General features: G+C 74.4%; 15 protein-coding genes. 5 read left to right on the top strand and 10 right to left on the bottom strand.

Annotated elements, in window-relative coordinates; genetic code table 11:
* Positions 1-30: 30 nt before the first annotated feature.
* The gene (locus tag ABZZ17_RS01035; RefSeq protein WP_356870593.1) at positions 31-1,587 is read right to left on the bottom strand and encodes an acyl-CoA synthetase; all 1,557 of its coding nucleotides are present in this window, start codon (positions 1,585-1,587) and stop codon (positions 31-33) included.
* A 32-nt stretch (positions 1,588-1,619) separates the two neighbouring features.
* Positions 1,620-2,717, bottom strand: coding sequence for a nitronate monooxygenase family protein (locus tag ABZZ17_RS01030; protein ID WP_356870591.1), 1,098 nt, complete (start codon positions 2,715-2,717; stop codon positions 1,620-1,622).
* A 146-nt stretch (positions 2,718-2,863) separates the two neighbouring features.
* Between ABZZ17_RS01030 and ABZZ17_RS01025 the strand changes: the two genes are divergently transcribed.
* Entirely contained in the window at positions 2,864-4,714 is a 1,851-nt protein-coding gene (locus ABZZ17_RS01025; protein ID WP_356870589.1) for a serine hydrolase, read from the top strand.
* Here ABZZ17_RS01025 and ABZZ17_RS01020 read toward each other — a convergent pair.
* Positions 4,711-5,436: a TioE family transcriptional regulator gene (locus ABZZ17_RS01020; RefSeq protein ID WP_356870711.1), complete on the bottom strand. Its 726-nt coding sequence runs from the start codon at positions 5,434-5,436 to the stop codon at positions 4,711-4,713. The genes ABZZ17_RS01025 and ABZZ17_RS01020 overlap by 4 nt on opposite strands.
* A gap of 90 nt (positions 5,437-5,526) precedes the next feature.
* Between ABZZ17_RS01020 and ABZZ17_RS01015 the strand changes: the two genes are divergently transcribed.
* Positions 5,527-6,684: an erythromycin esterase family protein gene (locus ABZZ17_RS01015; protein ID WP_356870587.1), complete on the top strand. Its 1,158-nt coding sequence runs from the start codon at positions 5,527-5,529 to the stop codon at positions 6,682-6,684.
* Between the two features lie 12 nt (positions 6,685-6,696).
* Here ABZZ17_RS01015 and ABZZ17_RS01010 read toward each other — a convergent pair whose 3' ends face one another.
* Together ABZZ17_RS01010 and ABZZ17_RS01005 are read right to left on the bottom strand one after the other, a co-directional pair.
* Positions 6,697-7,074 (bottom strand): VOC family protein, encoded by a 378-nt coding sequence (locus tag ABZZ17_RS01010; RefSeq protein ID WP_356870585.1) that lies wholly within the window; start codon positions 7,072-7,074, stop codon positions 6,697-6,699.
* A 97-nt stretch (positions 7,075-7,171) separates the two neighbouring features.
* Entirely contained in the window at positions 7,172-7,777 is a 606-nt protein-coding gene (locus ABZZ17_RS01005) for a TetR family transcriptional regulator (RefSeq protein ID WP_356870583.1), read from the bottom strand.
* Positions 7,778-7,864: 87 nt separating this feature from the next.
* Here ABZZ17_RS01005 and ABZZ17_RS01000 point away from each other — a divergent pair, with 87 nt between their 5' ends.
* Together ABZZ17_RS01000 and ABZZ17_RS00995 are read left to right on the top strand one after the other, a co-directional pair.
* The gene (locus ABZZ17_RS01000) at positions 7,865-9,037 is read left to right on the top strand and encodes an FAD-dependent monooxygenase (protein WP_356870581.1); all 1,173 of its coding nucleotides are present in this window, start codon (positions 7,865-7,867) and stop codon (positions 9,035-9,037) included.
* Between the two features lie 73 nt (positions 9,038-9,110).
* The gene (locus tag ABZZ17_RS00995; protein ID WP_356870579.1) at positions 9,111-9,560 is read left to right on the top strand and encodes a nitroreductase family deazaflavin-dependent oxidoreductase; all 450 of its coding nucleotides are present in this window, start codon (positions 9,111-9,113) and stop codon (positions 9,558-9,560) included.
* A gap of 11 nt (positions 9,561-9,571) precedes the next feature.
* Here the strand turns inward: ABZZ17_RS00995 and ABZZ17_RS00990 are convergent, their stop codons facing one another.
* From ABZZ17_RS00990 to ABZZ17_RS00975, 4 genes are all read right to left on the bottom strand, one after another.
* The gene (locus tag ABZZ17_RS00990; protein WP_356870577.1) at positions 9,572-11,158 is read right to left on the bottom strand and encodes an NAD(P)/FAD-dependent oxidoreductase; all 1,587 of its coding nucleotides are present in this window, start codon (positions 11,156-11,158) and stop codon (positions 9,572-9,574) included.
* Positions 11,155-13,245, bottom strand: a complete 2,091-nt coding sequence (locus ABZZ17_RS00985; protein ID WP_356870575.1) for a serine/threonine-protein kinase — start codon at positions 13,243-13,245, stop codon at positions 11,155-11,157. The genes ABZZ17_RS00990 and ABZZ17_RS00985 overlap by 4 nt, the downstream gene beginning before the upstream one ends.
* On the bottom strand, positions 13,227-14,168 hold the full coding sequence (locus ABZZ17_RS00980) for an oxygenase MpaB family protein (protein ID WP_356870573.1): 942 nt from the start codon (positions 14,166-14,168) through the stop codon (positions 13,227-13,229). Before ABZZ17_RS00980 ends, ABZZ17_RS00985 begins: the two co-directional genes overlap by 19 nt.
* A gap of 61 nt (positions 14,169-14,229) precedes the next feature.
* Positions 14,230-14,595, bottom strand: coding sequence for an SgcJ/EcaC family oxidoreductase (locus ABZZ17_RS00975; protein WP_356870571.1), 366 nt, complete (start codon positions 14,593-14,595; stop codon positions 14,230-14,232).
* A gap of 260 nt (positions 14,596-14,855) precedes the next feature.
* Between ABZZ17_RS00975 and ABZZ17_RS00970 the strand changes: the two genes are divergently transcribed.
* Entirely contained in the window at positions 14,856-15,722 is an 867-nt protein-coding gene (locus ABZZ17_RS00970; protein WP_356870569.1) for a helix-turn-helix transcriptional regulator, read from the top strand.
* A gap of 50 nt (positions 15,723-15,772) precedes the next feature.
* Here the strand turns inward: ABZZ17_RS00970 and ABZZ17_RS00965 are convergent, their stop codons facing one another.
* Positions 15,773-17,179 carry an amino acid permease gene (locus ABZZ17_RS00965; protein WP_356870567.1) on the bottom strand — a complete coding sequence of 469 codons (1,407 nt, stop codon included), beginning with the start codon at positions 17,177-17,179 and terminating at the stop codon, positions 15,773-15,775.
* Between the last annotated feature and the right edge of the window lie 130 nt (positions 17,180-17,309).

Below are 17,309 nucleotides of genomic sequence, written 5' to 3'. Positions count from 1 at the left end.
GCGGGGCCGGCCGGGCCGGACCGCCCCCGGTCACAGGGCGCGTTCGCGGCCCTCCCAGTAGGGGTCGCGCAGCCGGCGCTTGTACAGCTTGCCGTTGGGGTCGCGGGGCATGGTCTCGATGAAGTCGACCGACTTGGGGCGCTTGTAGCCGGCGAGCCGGCGTTCGCAGTGGTGCAGGATCTCGGCGGCCAGCGCGTCCCCGGCCGCGAAGCCCTCGGCGGGCTCGATGACCGCCTTGACCTCCTCGCCCCAGGACTCGTGCGGGATGCCGAAGGCGGCGGCGTCCGCGACGGCCGGGTGGGTGAGGAGGGCCGACTCGATCTCGGCGGGGTAGATGTTCACCCCGCCGGAGATGATCATGTCGATCTTGCGGTCGCGGAGGAAGAGGTAGCCCTCCTCGTCGAGCAGGCCGAGGTCGCCGACGGTGAAGAAGTCCCCGATGCGGTTCTTCTTCGTCTTGTCCTCGTCCTTGTGGTAGCTGAAGCCGCCGGTGTTCATCTTGATGTAGACGGTGCCCAGTTCGCCGGGCGGCAGCCGGTTGCCGTCGTCGTCGAAGACGGCGAGTTCGCTGATCGGCCAGGCCCTGCCGACCGTTCCCGGCCGCTTGAGCCAGTCCTCGGCGGTGGCGAAGGCGCCGCCGCCCTCGCTCGCCGCGTAGTACTCCTCCACGCAGCGGCCCCACCAGTCGATCATCGCCCGCTTGACGTGGTCGGGGCAGGGTGCGGCGCCGTGGATGGCGTGCCGCATCGAGGAGACGTCGTAGGCGTCCTTGACCTCCTGCGGGAGGGCGAGGAGGCGGTGGAACTGGGTGGGGACCATGTGGGTGTGCGTGCAGGCGTGCGCGTCGATGAGGCGCAGCATCTCCTGCGGCGTCCACTTGTCCATCAGGACCAGCGGGTGCCCGATGTGCAGGGAAGCCCCGGCGAACTGGAGCACGGCGGTGTGGTAGAGCGGCGAGCAGACGAGGTGGACGTTGCCGTCGAAGGGCCGGATCCCGAAGATGCCGAGGAAGCCGCCGAGGTACGTCTCCTCCGGGAGCTTGCCGGGCAGTGGCCGGCGGATGCCGCGGGGGCGGCCCGTCGTGCCGGAGGTGTAGTTCATCACCCAGCCGAGGGTGCGCCCGGGGGGCGGCGAGTCGGGCTGTCCGTCGAGGAGTTCGGCGTACGGGCGGAAGCCCTCGACGGCTCCGACGGCGAAGCGGTGGCTCCCCGGCAGTCCCGCCTCGTCGGCCGCGTCGGTGGCGGCCCGCGCGAAGCGCTCGTGGGCGATGAGGACCTTGGCGCCGGAGTCGGAGACGATCCAGGCGATCTCGGGGCCGACGAGGTGGTGGTTGACCGGCACCAGGTAGAACCCGGCCTGGGAGGCGGCGAGGTAGGCGGTGAAGAACTCGACGCCGTTGGGGAGGACGACGGCGAAGGCGTCACCCTCCTCCAGGCCCGCCGCGCGCAGCCCGTGGACGAGCCGGTTGACGTCGGCGTGCAGCCGGGCCGCGCTCCACTCCTCGCCCTCGGGGGTGATCAGTGCGGTGCGGCCGGGGTCCGCGGCCGCCTGGGCCCAGAAGCCGTTGGGGGGTTGTCCGTCGCTCATGCTGCTGCCCACTCCTCTCGGGACCGCGCGCCTCAGGCCCGGCCCGCGATGCGGTTGATGGCACGCTCGAAGCCGCTGGTGAGGTCGTCGAAGACGGCCTGGACGCCGCGTTCCTCGTTCATCCGGCCGACGATCTGCCCGACGGGGGTGCCGAGCAGCGGCTGGACCTCGTACTTCTGGATCCGGGAGACGGCCTCGGCCACGAGCAGGCCCTGGAGCGGCATGGGGAGCGCTCCGGGGCCGTCCGGGTCGTCCCAGGCGTCGGTCCACTCGGTGCGCAGTTGGCGGGCCGGCTTGCCGGTGAGGGCGCGGGAGCGGACGGTGTCGCCGGAGCCCGCGGCGAGGAGCTTCGCGGTGAGGGCGCGGGAGTGCAGGTCGGCCTCGGTGGTGGTGAGCCAGAGGGAGCCCAGCCAGGCGCCCTCGGCGCCGAGGGCGAGGGCGGCGGCGATCTGTTCGCCGCTGCCGATGCCTCCGGCGGCCAGCACCGGGAGCGGGGCGACGGCCTCGACGATCTCGGGGACGAGGACCATGGTGGCGATGTCGCCGGTGTGGCCGCCGGCCTCGTAGCCCTGGGCGACGACGATGTCGATGCCGGCGTCGGCGTGCCGGCGGGCGTGCTTCGCGCTGCCCGCGAGGGCGGCGACGAGGACGCCGTGGTCGTGGGCGCGGCGGATGACGTCGGCGGGCGGGGAGCCGAGGGCGTTCGCCAGGAGTTTGATCGGGTAGTCGAAGGCGACGTCGAGCTGGTTGCGGGCGACCTGCTCCATCCAGCCGGTGATCCGCCAGCCGGAGGCCTCGCCCTCGGCCAGTTCGGGTACGTGGTGCTTGGCGAGGGTGTCGCGGACGAACTCGCGGTGCGCGGCCGGGATCATCGCCTCGATGTCGGCCTCGGAGATGCCGTCGACGGCCTTCTTGGCCGGCATGACGACGTCGAGACCGTACGGCTTGCCGTCGGTGTGCGCCTGCATCCAGTCGAGGTCGCGTTTGAGGTCGTCGGGGGCGGTGTAGCGGACCGCGCCGAGCACGCCGAAGCCGCCCGCGCGGGTGATGGCCGCGGCGACCGCGGGGAAGGGCGTGAAGCCGAAGATGGCGTGCTCGACTCCCAGTTTCTTGCTCAGCTCCGTCTCCATGGGCGTGAGGATGCCGCAGGGCGGCGGCCGAGGGAAGAGATTTTCTGATGCTGTGTCAGATTCTTTGGGGGCCGGTCGGTGCGGAGGGTGCGGGGCGGGCGGGCAGATACCCAGTAGCGTGCGCGGGCAGGGACAGGAGGGCCGACATGGGCGGTACGGGTACGACCGCGGAGGCGGATGCGGCGGCCGGGCGGGAGACGGTCGCGGCCCGGGGCGGCGGGCTGAGCCGACGGCGGCTCGGGGCGCGGCTGCTGGCACTGGGCGGGGTCCTCGTCCTGCACGCCGCGCTGCCGGGCGCGGGGGCCGGGGCCGCGGGGAACCCGGCCGAGCGGCGCGCGTTGCAGGGGCTGCGGCTGCGCTACGGGTCGGCCCGACAGGCCGGGTTGCTGGAGAAGCACCTCGACGGCGTCGTGGACGAGGCCCGGCGCTTCCTCGGCCCCTCCCCCGAACACCCCTACTACGCGGGGGCGGTGGTCCTCGCCGGGCGGGGCCGCACGATCGCCCTCCACCGGGCCGTGGGTGACGCGGTCCGGTACGCGGACTACGACGGACGGACCGACCGGCCCCGGGAGTTCCCCGCCGCCGAGCGGATCGCGATGGCCGAGGACACCGTCTTCGACCTGGCCTCCCTGAGCAAGCTGTTCACCTCCATCCTGGCCGTGCAGCAGATGGAGCGGGGCCGGCTGGAGCTGGAGGCGACGGTGGACCGCTACCTGCCGGAGTTCACCGGCGGCGGCAAGGAGTCGGTCACGGTCCGGCAGCTCCTCACGCACACCTCGGGGCTGCGCTCGTGGGCGCCCTTCTACCAGGAACCCACCCGTGAGGGGCGGTTGCGCCTGCTGTGGTCGGTGCGCCCGCAGGAGACCCCGGGGACGGTGTACCGGTACTCCGACCTCAACCTCATCGCGCTCCAGCTGCTCCTGGAACGGATCACCGGCCGCACTCTGGACGCCCTGCTCCACGACGAGATCACCGCTCCGCTCGGGATGCACCGCACGCGCTACAACCCGCCGCTCTCCTGGCGCCGGGTCACCGCCGCGACGGAAGTGCAGCGTCCGCCCTGGTCGGGGCTGGACCGGGGGCTGGTGTGGGGCGAGGTCCACGACGAGAACGCCCACGCCCTGGGCGGGGTCGCCGGCCACGCGGGAGTGTTCGGCACGGCCTGGGACCTGGCCGTCCTGGCCCGCACCCTGCTCGACGGCGGGGTCTACGCGGGCAGGCGCATCCTGCGCCCGGCCTCGGTCGAACTGCTCTTCACCGACTACAACACCGCCTTCCCGGGCGACGACCACGGCCTCGGGTTCGAGCTGTACCAGCACTGGTACATGGGCGCCATGGCCACCCCGCACTCCGCCGGGCACACGGGCTTCACCGGCACCTCCCTCGTCCTGGACCCGTCCACCGACTCCTTCCTGATCCTGCTCGGCAACTCCGTCCACCCCGTGCGGACGTGGCGGGCGGGCAGCGCGCCCCGCGTCGCCGTCGGCAACCGCTTCGCCCGGGCCGTGCCCGTCCGTACCAGGCACGGCGGCGCGGCCTGGTACTCCGGCATGGAGACCGGCGGCTCGGGCACCCTCACGCTCCCGCCGCTGACCCCCGCCACCGCGAACGCCCGGCTGCGCTGTGCCGTGTGGTGGGACACGGTGCCGGGCGAGGGCGCGTTCCACTTGGAGGTCTCCGAGGACGGGACGGGCTGGGAGCCGCTCCCGTTCAGCACGGTACGGACCACGGGCGGCACCCCCGAGCAGTGGCCGCGGGGCTCCGCCGGCGGCTGGTCGGGCCGCATCTGGCACCGCCTGGAGGCCGCCCTGCCCGCCCGCCCGGGCCGCGAGGTCCGGCTCCGCTTCCGCCACGGGGCCACCGGCCGTTACGTCGGACGCGGGGTGTACGTGGACGTCCTGCGCGTGGCCGAACCGGCCCGCCTGCTCTTCGCCGAGGACCGCCCCGCGGACGCGGCCCGCATCGAAGCCGTCGGCTGGACCCGCTCGGCGGACTAGGTGTCGAGGCGTTCCAGGTAGGGGGCGAGCCTCGTCGCCGCGTCGAGCATGGCGCGGCCCCGGGCGGTGAGCGCGCGCCGCCGGTCGGTCAGGGCGGCGGACAGGGCTTCGGTGCCGCCGGCCGTTCTGACCTGCCGGACCACGGTGGAGATGTGGTCCAGCGGGTGGCCCCCGCGTCGCAGCAGGTGGGCGAGCTCGGCGTCCCGTACGTCCCCGGCGCGGTAGACCCGGTACCCGGTGGCCGGGTCGCGGGCGGGGGTGAGGATGCCGAGGCGTTCCCAGGTGCGCAAGGTGGCCGGGGTGACGCCGAGTCGGTGCGCGAGGTCCCCGATGGTCCGGGTGCCGGGACCGGCCGGACCGGCCGGACCGGTCCGGGGCTCCGGTGCGGTTCCCGGCCCCGCCGCCGTGAGGTGGTCCAGGGCCCGTTCCACCGCGTCGAGCGTCTCGCGGTCGCGGAGCAGCCGTTCGTGGCCGCGGTCGATGACGGTGAGGGCTTCGTCGGGGGCGCCGTCGTGGAGCGCCTTCATGATCTGTCCGGCGGCGGCGCGTCCGTACGCCGGAACGAGCGAGAGGAACGCGCGCAGGGCCGCCGCGTGGACCGCGGTGTAGACCCGGTAGCCGCTGGGCGTGCGGTCGGCGGGCGGGAGGTACCCGTCGCGTTCGTAGTTGCGGACCGCCTGGGTCGAGATGCCGTGCTCACGCGCGAGGTCAGCGGGCCTCAGGGTTCCCTCCTCTTTGAAACTTTCCGGCCCCTATGGGCGGCGGATGCAGGAAAAGTCTCCACCGGGCTTTCAAGGATACGCTTGTGGCACATGACTCAGGACATCCGAGACTTCGTGACCCCGTCGTGTGAACTGCTGGCGCTGGGCGAGCCGACGCACCGGGCGCGCGCCTTCGCGTGGATCCGCAACGCGCTGTTCGCGCAGCTGGCCGGCCACGGCTTCCGGTCGATCGCTCTGGAAACCGACCGCGTCACCGCGCTCGCCGTGGACGACTTCGTCCGGAACGGCGCGGGCACCCTCGACTCCGCGATGGGCACGGGCTTCTCGCACGGCCTCGGCGAGCTGGACGCCAACAGGCAGCTGATCGCCTGGATGCGCGCCCACAACGAGGACCGCCCCGCGCGGGAGCGGCTGGCCTTCCACGGTTTCGACGTACCGACGGAGATGACCGGCGCACCCAGTCCCCGCCCCTACCTCGCGCACGCGCGCGACTACCTGGGCCTCGACACCGACCTGGCGGCCCTCGCCGGAGACGACGAGCGGTGGAGCCGCCCGGAGGCCGTCCTGGATCCGGCCGTGTCCATGGGCGCGACGGCCGGGGCCGAGAGACTGCGGTCGGTCGCCTACGACATGCTCGACTCCCTCCACGCGCGCGCGGCGGAGCTGGTCCCGGCGACCTCGCGCGCCGCCTGGTTCCGGGCCGAGGCCCACCTCACCACCGGGCTCGGGCTGCTGCGCTACCACCGGGAGTCGGCCCGGCCGGGAGACCGGACGGAACGGTTCTCGCGGCAACTGGCCACCCGGGACGCGCTCATGGCCCGCAACCTCCTCGCCGTCCGGAACGTCGAGGCCGGACGCGGCGCGACGCTGGTCTTCGCCCACAGCCTCCACCTCCAGCGGAACCCGAGCAGGTGGCCGTTGCCGGAGACGGACCTCGCGTGGTCGGGCGCCGGCGCCATCGTGGGGTCCCTGCTGGGCGAGCGGTACGCCTACGTCGCCGGCGGCCTCGGCCGCAGCGAGGCGATCGGGCTTCCCGAACCCCGGCCGGACACCCACGAGGGCCTGCTGCAACGCCGCGTCACCGGGTGGGGCCTCGTCCCGGCGGACGCCGCCGGTCCCGCCCGCACCCGTACGGACACCACCCCGCAGCAGGGCTACGCGCCGCTCGACCGGGAGACCCTGGGCGCGGCGGACGCGGTCCTCCACGTCGGCGCGGACGCGGACCGCGGCGCCCTTCCGGGCACGTAGACCGGCCGGACCTCAGGCGCGGACCAGGCAGAAGGGGTGGCCGGCCGGGTCGGCGTACACGTGCCAGCCTTCCGCGTCGTGGCTCGTGTCGAGGAGCGTCGCCCCGAGGGCGAGCACCTGTTCCCGTACCCGGTCGAGATCGGGAACGCCGAGGTCCATGTGGTACTGCTGCGGGCGGGCGGGGTCGGGCCAGGCGGGGGGCCGGTGGCCGGCGACCCGCTGGAAGGCGAGGACCGTCCCGGTGGGGGTGTGCAGGGTGGCCCAGTCCGCGTCCACCTCCCAGCGCCGGTCCGGCTGGTTGACGGCGCCGCCCAGGAGCGCCGCGTAGAACTCGGCGAGGCGCAGCGGGTCGGGACAGTCGAGGGCCACGCACTGCAGTTCAGCGATCATGGCGGGATCGTAGACGGGCCCGATGCCCTGCGGCCCGAGCCGCCACGGCACGGTCCGACACGGCCCGCCACGGCGCGGTCCCCTGCTGCCCGGTCGGTTACGGCGCGAGGACCGCGTCGAGCATGCGCCGGACGGTGGCCGTCAGTTCGGCCGGGTCCGGGACGGGGCGGGAGCGGGCCAGGGAGCCGGCGAGACGGTCGTAGAGCAGGCCGTCGGTCCAGGCGGCGACGAGTTCGGCGGCCTCCTGCGGCCGGGGGGCGCCCAGGGCCGCGAGGAGGGCGGCCGCGCGGGCCCGGGCGTGCAGGCCCGCCCGGTGCAGTTCGGGCTCCAGTTCCGGGTTCCGGGCGGCCTCCAGGCTGAGCTCGAAACGGGCCAGCTGGCGCTCGCGGCCCTCGGTGAGCCAGCGGTGGAGCAGCCCGCCGAGGGCTCGCGCCGCGGTGTCCCGGTCGGGCGGTACGGGCGGGGCGTCCCCGTCGAGGTCGTGCAGGTCCAGCTCGGCGAGCCGCCGGTAGCAGGCGCCGATCAGCGCCGTCCGCGTCCGGAAGTAGTACGAGGTGCTGCCCGCCGGCAGCGCCGCGGCGCCGTCGACGGCGCGGTGCGTGAGGCTCCGCAGTCCGCCCGCGGCCACCAGGCCGATCGCGGTGTCCGCGATCAGGGTCCTGCGGTCCGGGGCGGGCGGTGGGGCGTCGTCGGGGGTGGACATGCCCTCACTCTACAGCTGTAGAGTGAGGGCATCGGGCTCTACGGATGTAGAGGCTCCGGGGACCGTCGAGCAGCAGGAGGCCGCGCCATGCCGGAACGCCCACGCCACGCCGTCATCGCCGGGGGCGGGATCGGCGGCCTCACCGCCGCCCTCGCGCTGCACCGCCGCGGCTGGCGGGTCACCGTCTGCGAACGGGCCGACGGGCCGGCCGCCCTCGGGGCGGGCATCGTCCTCGCCCCCAACGCCCTGCGCGCCTTCGACGCCATCGGGTTCGACGCGACCCGGGCGGCGGGCGGCGCCGTCCCCGCCGGGATGGGGCTGCGCCGGCCGACGGGCGCCTGGCTCAGCCGCGCCGACACCGCCGGCCTGGTCGCGCGTTACGGCCGGCCGCCGCTCGCCGTGCACCGCTCCGACCTCGCCGCCGCCCTGGCCGCGGGCCTCCCCGGGGGCGCCCTGCGGTACGGGGCGGACGTCACGGCCGTGGAGGAGGCCGGGGGCCGCCCGGTGGTCCGTACCGCGTCCGGGGAGTTCACCGCCGACGTGGTGATCGCCGCCGACGGCATCCACAGCCCGCTGCGCCGCCGGTACTTCCCCGGCCACCCCGGCCTGCGGTACAGCGGGGAGACCGCCTGGCGCACCGTGCTCCCGGCGGGCGCCGCCCCCACCGAGGCGGCCGAGACCTGGGGCCGCGGCCGCCGCTTCGGGACGGTCCCGCTGGCCGACGGCCGGACCTACCTCTACGCCACCGCCGTCGTGCCCGCCGGCTACCGGCCCGCGGACGTCCGCACCGAACTCCTGCGGCACCACGGCACCTGGCACCATCCGATCCCGGCCCTCCTGGAGCGGATCGACCCCGCGACGGTGCTCCAGCACGACCTGTACGACCTGGCCGCCCCGCTCCCCCGCCTGCACCACGGCCGCGTCGCCTGGGTCGGCGACGCCGCGCACGCCATGACCCCCAACCTGGGGCAGGGCGGCTGCCAGGCCGTCGAGGACGCCGTCGTCCTGGCCCACCTGCTGGACGGGCGGCCGGTGCCGGAGGCCCTCGCCGCCTACACCCGGGCCCGCCTCGCCCGTACCGACGCCATCCGGGTCCGCGCCCGCCGCGCGGGCCGCGTCGCGGGCCTCACCCACCCGCTGGCCGTGGCCGCCCGCGACCTCGCCGTCCGGGCGACGCCGGCCCGCGCCGCGCGGCGGGCCCTGGACGACCTCTTCGAGGGGTTCACCCTCCCGGGCGTCCCTGCCGGACGCGCGGCCTGAGGAGCGTGCCCGGGGGCATCGGCGGTCGTTGTCGAGACGGTTGACCGTTCAACACGAAGGCAGGCGAAGCCGTATGACCACCGACATCGACTGGGACCACCCGACCGACCCCCGGGAAGGCACCTGGCAGCTGGACCACGTCAAGCTGTACGTGGGCTCGAACGGTGCGCAGGGCCGGGAGTGGAACGGCACCCAGACCCTCCTGCTCACCACCCTCGGCCGGGTCTCCGGCAAGCCCGTGCGGACCCCCCTCATCTACGGCGAGGACGGGAGCCGTTACCTGGTCGTCGCCTCCAAGGGCGGCGACGCGGCGCACCCGCTCTGGTACCGGAACCTGACCGAACACCCCGAGGTCCGCGTGCAGGTCGGCCCGAAGGTCTTCCAGGGCACGGCCCGCACCGCGACGCCGGCGGAGCGCGCCGCGTTCTGGCCGGTCATGGTCGGGCACTGGCCCGCGTACGACGAGTACCAGGCCAAGACGGACCGCGAGATCCCGGTCGTCGTCATCGAACCGGCCGAGTAGCCCCGCCCGGTTCAGCGGCCCAGTACCGCCATCGCCGCGTTGTGGCCCGGGATGCCGCTGACTCCGCCGCCGCGTGCCGCGCCGGCTCCGCACAGCAGGACGGTGGGGTGGGCGGTCTCCACGCCCCAGCGGCCCGGCGTCGCGGCGTCCGCGTACGGCCAGGACAGGTCGCGGTGGAAGATGTGGCCGCCGGGCAGGCGCAGTTCGCGTTCCAGGTCGACGGGGGTCTTGGCCTCGATGCAGGGCCGGCCGTCGGCGTCGAAGGCCAGGCAGTCGGTGAGCGGTTCGGCCAGGTGCGCGTCCAGCTGGGCCAGGGTGGCGGTCAGCAGGACCTCGCGGGCCTGCCGGTTGTCCTTCTCGAACAGCCGGGCCGGGGTGTGCAGGCCGAACAGGGTGAGCGTCTGGTAGCCCCGCTCCACCAGGTCCGCACCCAGGATCGAGGGGTCGGTCAGGGAGTGGCAGTAGATCTCCGAGGGCGGTACGGAGGGCAGTTCGCCGGCGGCGGCCTCCGCGTGGGCGCGCCGCAGCTGCTCGTAGCCCTCGGCGATGTGGAAGGTGCCCCCGAAGGCCTCGCGGGGGTCCACGGAGGTGTCCCGGAGCCGGGGCAGGCGGCTCAGCAGCATGTTGACCTTCAGCTGGGCGCCCTCCGGGGCGGGAGCGGCGCCGGGGTCCTCGCCGAGGAGTTCGGCCAGGGCCCGGGGCGAGGCGTTGACCAGGACGGTGCGGGCGGTGACGCTGCCCTCTCCCGCCTCCGTGCGGAAGGAGACCTCCGCGGGGGCGGTGCCGTCCGGGTGGATGCGCAGCGCCTCGTGGCCGGTGACGATCTCCGCCCCGGCGGCCCGGGCCGCGCCGGCCAGGGCGTCGGTGAGCGCGCCCATGCCGCCGACGGGCACGTCCCAGTCGCCGGTGCCGCCGCCGATGACGTGGTAGAGGAAGCAGCGGTTCTGGGCGAGGGAGGGGTCGTGGGCGTCGGCGAAGGTGCCGATGAGTCCGTCGGTCAGGACCACGCCGCGCACCAGGTCGTCGTCGAAGTGGTCCTCGACGGCCCGGCCCAGCGGCTCTTCGAAGAACGTCCGCCAGGCCTCGTCGTCCCCTACGCGGGCCCGCAGTTCCTCGCGCGTGGGCAGCGGCTCGGTGAGGGTGGGGAAGACCTTCCGGGCGACCTCGGCGGTGGTCCCGTAGAAGGCGCGCCAGCGCTCGTACTCCCGGTCCGAGCCGGTCAGCCGGGCGAAGGACTCCCGGGTACGGTCCTCTCCGCCGCCGACGAGGAGGCCGCCCGCGCGGCCCCCGCGCTCGACGGGGGTGTACGAGGACACCGTGCGGCGGCGCACCGCGAACCGCAGGCCGAGGTCGCGGACGATCTTCGCGGGGAGCAGGGAGACCAGGTACGAGTAGCGCGACAGGCGGGCGTCGAGCCCCACGAAGGGGCGGGTGGAGACGGCGGCGCCGCCGGTGTGCCCGAGTCTCTCCAGGACCAGCACCGAGCGGCCGGCCCGGGCCAGGTAGGCGGCGGCGACGAGGCCGTTGTGGCCTCCGCCGACGATCACCGCGTCGTACACGTCGTGCGCGAAACCCCGGGAGCCCGTGTTGGCTGTCATGGCTCTTGGTAACACACCTGGCCGAGCCGCTCCAGACAGTGTGCCTCGTCGGCGTGGGCCAGGGCCGTGTCGGGGTGGTCGTCGCCGAGGGAGCGTTCGCGGATGCCGGACAGTTCCCGGTAGAGGGGCAGGGCCTCGTCCCAGCGGCCCAGCCGGCCCAGTCCGACGGCGAGTTCGCGGCGGCTGACCAGGGTGTCGGGGTGTTCCGCGCCCAGGGTGGCGGCGCGGGCCGCGCCCACCTCGCGGGCCTCGGCGACGGCTTCCTCCCAGCGGTCGAGGCGGCCGAGGTTGACGCCGAGGACGTGGCGGGCGCGCAGGGTCTCCGGGTCGGCGGCGCCGTAGGCCCGGGTGCGGTCGGCGGCCAGGGCCCGGAACACGTCGACGGCTTCGGCGGCGCGGCCGGTGCGGCCGAGGGCGATGCCGGTCTCGTAGCGGGCGGCCAGGGCGTCGGGGTGGTCGCGGCCGAGGACGCGTTCGCGGGCGGCGGCGACCTGGCGGAAGCCGGTGAGCGCCTCCTCCCAGCGGCCGAGCCGACCGAGGGCGTAGGCGGCCTCGTAGCGGGTGAGCAGGGTGTCGACGTGCTCGGCGCCGAGGACGGCGGCGCGGTCGGCGGCGACCTCCGCGGCGGCGGCGTAGGCGTCGGCGTGCCGGCCGAGGGCGCCCAGGGCGCAGGCGAGGTTGTGCCGGCAGCGCAGGGTGTCGGGGTGGCGCGGGCCGATGGTGCGGGCTCGGGCGGCGAGTACGGAGCCGTAGACCTCGTAGGCCTCGCGGTGGCGCCGCAGGCGCCCCAGTTCGTACGCCTCCTCCTGGCGGGCGGCGAGGGTGTCGGGGTGGTCGGGGCCCAGCACCGCGGCCCGGCCCCGGGCCACGGCCGCGTACACGGCGAGGGCCTCCTCGTTGCGGCCGGCCCGGCTGAGGGCGAACGCGCGGGTGTGCCCGGCGGCGAGCGCGTCGGGGTGCCCCGGGTCGCCCGGCTCGGGCAGCGGGGTGCGCGGCAGGGCGTACATGCCGGTCAGCCGGGGGTCCTCGGCGGCGTCGGGCCGCAGGATGCGCTGCTCCCCGGAGCCGTACGCGGTCCGTCCGGCGGGGCGGGCGGCGGTCCAGGAGCCGGTGAGGACGGCCCACTCGCCGCTGGCGGGCCGGGCGTCGGTGCCGGCCTTGCGGCCGGCGGTCATGCCCTTGGCCCACGCGGGCAGCGGCGCCCGGGAGGCCGGCGGGCCGGCCGGGCCGAAGCGGGCCTCGACCAGGCGCCGGTGCAGGTGGCGGGCGTCGCCCGGGCGGTCCTCGGGGCGCTTGGCCAGCAGGTCGAGGACCAGTTCCTCGAAGTGGCCGGGCAGCTCGGGGCGGTGTTCGCGCAGCGGGACGGGCGCGGTGTCGCGGTGGCCGACCAGGACGGACCAGGAGTCGCCGAGGTCGAAGGGCGGTGCGCCGGTGGCGATCTCGTAGAGGACGCAGCCGAGGGAGTAGAGGTCGCTGCGGTGGTCGACCTCGCCGCCGGCGATCTGCTCGGGCGACATGTAGTGGGGGGTGCCCATGGCCATGCCGCCGCCGGTGAGTTTGGCGGTGAAGCCGATGTCGTGGGCGAGGCGGGCGATGCCGAAGTCGCAGATCTTCACCGTGCCGTCGGTGAGCCGCATGATGTTGGCGGGCTTGAGGTCGCGGTGGACGACGCCCTGGTCGTGGGTGTAGCCGAGGGCGGCGGCCATCTGTTCGGCGATGTCGAGGACCACGTCGACGGGCAGGGGGCGCGCCTCGTTGTCCTCCATCAGCTGGCTGAGGTTGCGGCCCTCCAGCAGTTCCATGACCAGGTAGAGGGGGCCGCCCGCCGCGCTGTCGTCGCCGAAGTCGTGCACGACGGTGACGCCGCGGTGCTGGAGCGAGGCGGCGACGCGCGCTTCGCGCCGGAAGCGCTCGCGCAGGACCTGGGTGAAGTGGGCGTCCTGGTCGTGTCCGACCGGCTTGAGGCACTTGACGGCGACCTGCCGGCCCAGCGACTCGTCGCGGGCGCGCCACACCTCGCCCATGCCCCCGCGCCCGATCAGATCGAGCGACCGGTACCGGCCCTGGATCAGTCTGGACTCCGCCATGTCTTGAAGCCGCCCCCGTCGTCGTGCCACGCCCTCCCCGGCCGGTCCAGTATGGCCGCTGATGTACGCAGTGTGTACGCCGAGGGGCGGGTCCCGGGGCCCAGTCGGCGCATCGCTTTCAAGATGTGACCTGGCGGCAGCTGCCACCGCAGACCTGCGGGAATGCTGCGCAGGATGTGGCCGGTGAGGCGCAGGCGCCGGGTGGTGGTGCGCGGGGGCGGGGCGGGTCTGCCGTAGAGCGCGTGCGCCCAGGGCGGGAGGGAGCCGTAGGCGAGTGCGGCGAGCGGGCTCCACAGCAGGTTTCGGCCAGGGACGAGGAGGGGGTGGACGGGCGGCGCGCGCAGGAAGTCGTCGACGGCGCGGGCGTCGGGGCCCGCGGTCAGCTCGGGGCGCACGCCCTCGAAGTACGCGGCGAGTGCGGCCCTGTCCGCCGGGACCTCCTCGGGGTCGAGGCCGACCAGGCGGGCGTTGACCCGGTTCTCGTCCACGTAGCGGTCGGCCTGGGCGGGGGTGAGGGGGGTCCCGGAGCGGAGCAGGACGTGGAGGAAGCTGTCGATCTGGGCGCAGTGCACCCAGAGCAGCAGGGCGGGGTCGTCGACGGGGAAGCGTTCCCCGGTGGCGGGATCGGTGGCGGAGAGCCGGCGGTGGATGGCGCGGACCCGGGCTCCGGCCGCTTCGGCGGCCTCGCTGGTGCCGTAGGTGAGGGTGCCGACGAAGTCGGCGGTGCGCAGCAGCCGGCCCCAGGCGTCCTGCTCGAAGGCGCTGTTCGCCAGGACTCCGCGCACCGCGCGGGGGTGCAGGGCCTGGAGGTAGAGGGCGCGGACCCCGGCGATCCACATGACGGGGTCGCCGTGGCACTGCCAGGTGACGGAGTCCGGCCCGTACAGGCCGGGGTCGGCACCCTCGTACGGAGCTGCGTCCATGGCCCGCCTCCCGCTCGGCCGCCCGGCCCGTTCCGGGGCTGGGAGCCTACCCGGCGGGGGCTCAGGTCAGGCGTGAGACATGGTACTGGCGGATCCGCCAGGCACCGCCGAGGTGCTGGGCGGCGACGGAGAGGCGGACGGGGAGCGGCCCCTTGGCGGGGTCCGTGAAGGTGACGGTGGCGAACCCGGCGAGGGCGTCGGCGGCGACGGTGCGCGAGTGCAGGACCTCGACGGCGGCCGTCGTTCCGGGCGGGACGTTCTCGTAATAGGTCCTGATCTGTGCGCGGCCTTCGAGGAGTTGGGGGGAAAGGCCCTGGAAGAGGGCGTCCTCGGCGAAGAGGGCGGTGATCTCGTCGGCCTTGTGCGCGTCGAATGCGGCGCGCCATTCCTCCAGGATGTCGGCCAGTACGCCGAATCTGTTCGCCATATTCCTGTTACCTCCGGTTCCATGGTCAAGATGACATTAAGACATCATGATGCCAACCAATCTGCCCACATTGGCTAGATTTCCAAGTGCATAATTGAGCCATGCAGGATCATGCAAGGCAGTACCCGGGGGAATGTTGTAACCGTGACGACTCTGCAGACCGAGGGAGCGGCGTATGCAGTGAAGGCCTGACCGTTTATCGCAAGGCCGTGGTGAAGGGCTGCACGGACAGGGAAGGAGCACCGGCGTGCCTCCTGCGGATGGGGCTGCTGGTCCCGCCGCCGGACGATCCGACCGTGCTCGTCCCCGTCTCACCCGACGTCGCCAAGGCCGAACTCGTCAGACCCATCGAGCAGTCACTGGAGAAACAGCGCCTGGACGCCCAGGCCATCGCCGGGAGTTTCGTACCGGTCAGCGCCATCTACACCGCGGCCAAACGCGAACACACCGGCTGGGCCACCGCGATCGACGGCGAGCGGGTCATCCACTCCACGCTGGCCCACGCCGTCCGCGAGTGCCGCGAAGAACTGATGACCGTACAACCGGGGGGCTCCCGGGTCTCGTACGACCTGGACGGACTCGACCACGTCCGCGGCCCCGTCCGGCATCGCACCCTGTACCAGCACGCGGTACGGACCCACGCCGCCACGCTGCGCCACATCGAGCGGCTCATCGAGGCGGGCGGAGAGGTCCGCACCCTCGACCACGTCTTCGACCGGCTGATCGTCATCGACCGGACCATCGCCTACGTACCGGGCCACAGCGAGGCCCGCACCTCGGCGCTGGAGATCCGCCAGCCCTCCATCGTCTCCTTCCTCGTCCAGGTCTTCGAGGAGGCCTGGGAGCGCGGGTCGTCCATCGACCCGCGCGCCTCGCGCACGGTCGAACCCGACATCGCCGACGAGATCCAGCGGGCCATCATGCGCCTGCTCGTCGCCGGACACACGGACGAGGCGATCGCCCGTCGGCTCGGCACCAGCCGCCGCACGGTCGCCGCCCACGTCAGCCGCATCGCCGCCACCCTGCAGAGCCGCAGCCGCGCACAGCTCGGCTACCTCATCGCCACCACGGGGATGCTGCCCGCGGACGAGCTCGCCGAGCCGGACTGCGGACGCCTGTCGGCCTGACCGGCGGCACGCCCCAGGCCCGGCCGGGAAGGACCCGGCCGGGCCGGACCTCAGCGCCCGCCCGTCCGGCGGGCCCGCAGCGCCCGTACCCCGGCGGCCGCGAGCAGCACCAGGACCAGGAGCGTCGACCAGCCCAGCTGGCCGCGCGCCTGCGGATCGCGGGCCATCAGCACCAGCACGCAGACGATCCCGCCGGCCGCCAGCCACGACAGGTACGGGAACCCGCGCATCCGCACCACCAGCAGGTGCGGCGCCTCCCGTTCCAGCCGCCGGCGCAGCACCAGGTGGGCGGCCGCGACGGTCAGCCACATGTAGAGCATGGAACCGCCCATGGCCTTCGCCAGGAACGGCAGGATCTGCTCCGGCCAGCGGTGGTCGAGGCCGATCGAGACGAACGCGAAGGCCGCGGAGGCGGCCACGGCCGCCCGCGGGGCACCGCGCCGCGAGGTCCGCAGCAGGACCCGGGGGGCGTCGCCGCGCGCGGCGAGCGAATGGGCCATCCGCGAGGCCCCGTACAGGTTGGCGTTCATCGCGGACAGCAGGGCGATCAGCACGACCACCTCGATGAGCCGCCCCGCGCCCGGGATTCCGAGCTCGTCCAGGACCGCGACGTAGGGGCTGCGGCCGGGTGTGGCGGAGTCCCACGGCAGCAGGGTGACGATGACGGCGATCGAGCCGAGGTAGAACAGGCTGATCCGCCAGATCGCGCTGCTCACCGCCTTGGTGACGGAGCGGGCCGGGTCGCCGGACTCGGCCGCGGCCATGGTGATGACCTCCATCCCGCCGAAGGCGAAGACGACGGTCAGCAGTCCCGCGACGACGCTGTTCCAGCCCTGCGGGAGGAAGCCGCCGCGGCCGGTCAGGTTGGCCATGCCCGGCGAGTCGACGCCGGGGACGGCCCCGCACAGCGCGGCCACTCCCAGCGCGAGGAAGGCGATGATGGCCGCGACCTTGATGCCCGCGAACCAGAACTCGGCCTCTCCGAAGGAGGAGACCGAGAACATGTTGGACTGGGTGAAGACGGCCAGGGCCACCAGGGCGATCAGCCACTGCGGGACGCCCGGCATCCACTGGTGCAGGATCGTGGCCGCGGCGATCAGCTCGATGGCGATGGCGATGGCCGTCACGGCCCAGTACAGCCAGCCGGCGGTGAAGCCCGCCCAGCGGCCCAGGGCCCGGTCGGCGTAGACGGAGAACGAGCCGCTGGCCGGCATCGCGGCGGCCATCTCGCCGAGCATCCGCATCACCAGCAGGGCCAGGGCGGCGGCGAGCGCGTACGAGAGGATGATGGCCGGGCCCGCGACGCGCAGGCCGGTGCCGGAGCCGACGAACAGCCCGGCGCCGATCACTCCCCCGAGGGCCAGCATCGTCAGGTGGCGCGGCCGCAGGGAGCCCGCGAGCTCCGGTGCGGAGGCGGTCGTGGTCGTGGGTGCGGGCGTGCTCCTGGGTGCGGGCATCGTGGGTGCGTGCGTCGAGGGTGCGGGCGTCGTGGGTGCGGGCGGGCGCGGTGGTTCCGGCGCCTTGGTACGTGGAGCGGGCATGCGTGGATTCCCCCCTGGGAACGGGTGCGGGCGGGGCCGGCCCCCC

This window comes from Streptomyces sp. NPDC006512 (assembly GCF_040611935.1).
Taxonomy (GTDB): domain Bacteria; phylum Actinomycetota; class Actinomycetes; order Streptomycetales; family Streptomycetaceae; genus Streptomyces.
Note: the sequence above shows the minus strand (reverse complement) of the source record. Positions and strands in the feature narration are given on the sequence as shown.

What these genes read in the sequence shown, in the direction of transcription:
- ABZZ17_RS01015 (WP_356870587.1), top strand. Translation starts at nt 5,527, where the DNA reads ATGACTCAGGACATCCGAGACTTCGTGACCCCGTCGTGTGAACTGCTG.
- ABZZ17_RS01010 (WP_356870585.1), bottom strand. Translation starts at nt 7,074, where the DNA reads ATGATCGCTGAACTGCAGTGCGTGGCCCTCGACTGTCCCGACCCGCTG.
- ABZZ17_RS00980 (WP_356870573.1), bottom strand. Translation starts at nt 14,168, where the DNA reads ATGGACGCAGCTCCGTACGAGGGTGCCGACCCCGGCCTGTACGGGCCG.
- ABZZ17_RS00970 (WP_356870569.1), top strand. Translation starts at nt 14,856, where the DNA reads ATGGGGCTGCTGGTCCCGCCGCCGGACGATCCGACCGTGCTCGTCCCC.
- ABZZ17_RS00965 (WP_356870567.1), bottom strand. Translation starts at nt 17,179, where the DNA reads ATGCCCGCACCCAGGAGCACGCCCGCACCCACGACCACGACCGCCTCC.
- ABZZ17_RS01005 (WP_356870583.1), bottom strand. Translation starts at nt 7,777, where the DNA reads ATGTCCACCCCCGACGACGCCCCACCGCCCGCCCCGGACCGCAGGACC.
- ABZZ17_RS00975 (WP_356870571.1), bottom strand. Translation starts at nt 14,595, where the DNA reads ATGGCGAACAGATTCGGCGTACTGGCCGACATCCTGGAGGAATGGCGC.
- ABZZ17_RS01030 (WP_356870591.1), bottom strand. Translation starts at nt 2,717, where the DNA reads ATGGAGACGGAGCTGAGCAAGAAACTGGGAGTCGAGCACGCCATCTTC.
- ABZZ17_RS00995 (WP_356870579.1), top strand. Translation starts at nt 9,111, where the DNA reads ATGACCACCGACATCGACTGGGACCACCCGACCGACCCCCGGGAAGGC.
- ABZZ17_RS00990 (WP_356870577.1), bottom strand. Translation starts at nt 11,158, where the DNA reads ATGACAGCCAACACGGGCTCCCGGGGTTTCGCGCACGACGTGTACGAC.
- ABZZ17_RS00985 (WP_356870575.1), bottom strand. Translation starts at nt 13,245, where the DNA reads ATGGCGGAGTCCAGACTGATCCAGGGCCGGTACCGGTCGCTCGATCTG.
- ABZZ17_RS01035 (WP_356870593.1), bottom strand. Translation starts at nt 1,587, where the DNA reads ATGAGCGACGGACAACCCCCCAACGGCTTCTGGGCCCAGGCGGCCGCG.
- ABZZ17_RS01000 (WP_356870581.1), top strand. Translation starts at nt 7,865, where the DNA reads ATGCCGGAACGCCCACGCCACGCCGTCATCGCCGGGGGCGGGATCGGC.
- ABZZ17_RS01025 (WP_356870589.1), top strand. Translation starts at nt 2,864, where the DNA reads ATGGGCGGTACGGGTACGACCGCGGAGGCGGATGCGGCGGCCGGGCGG.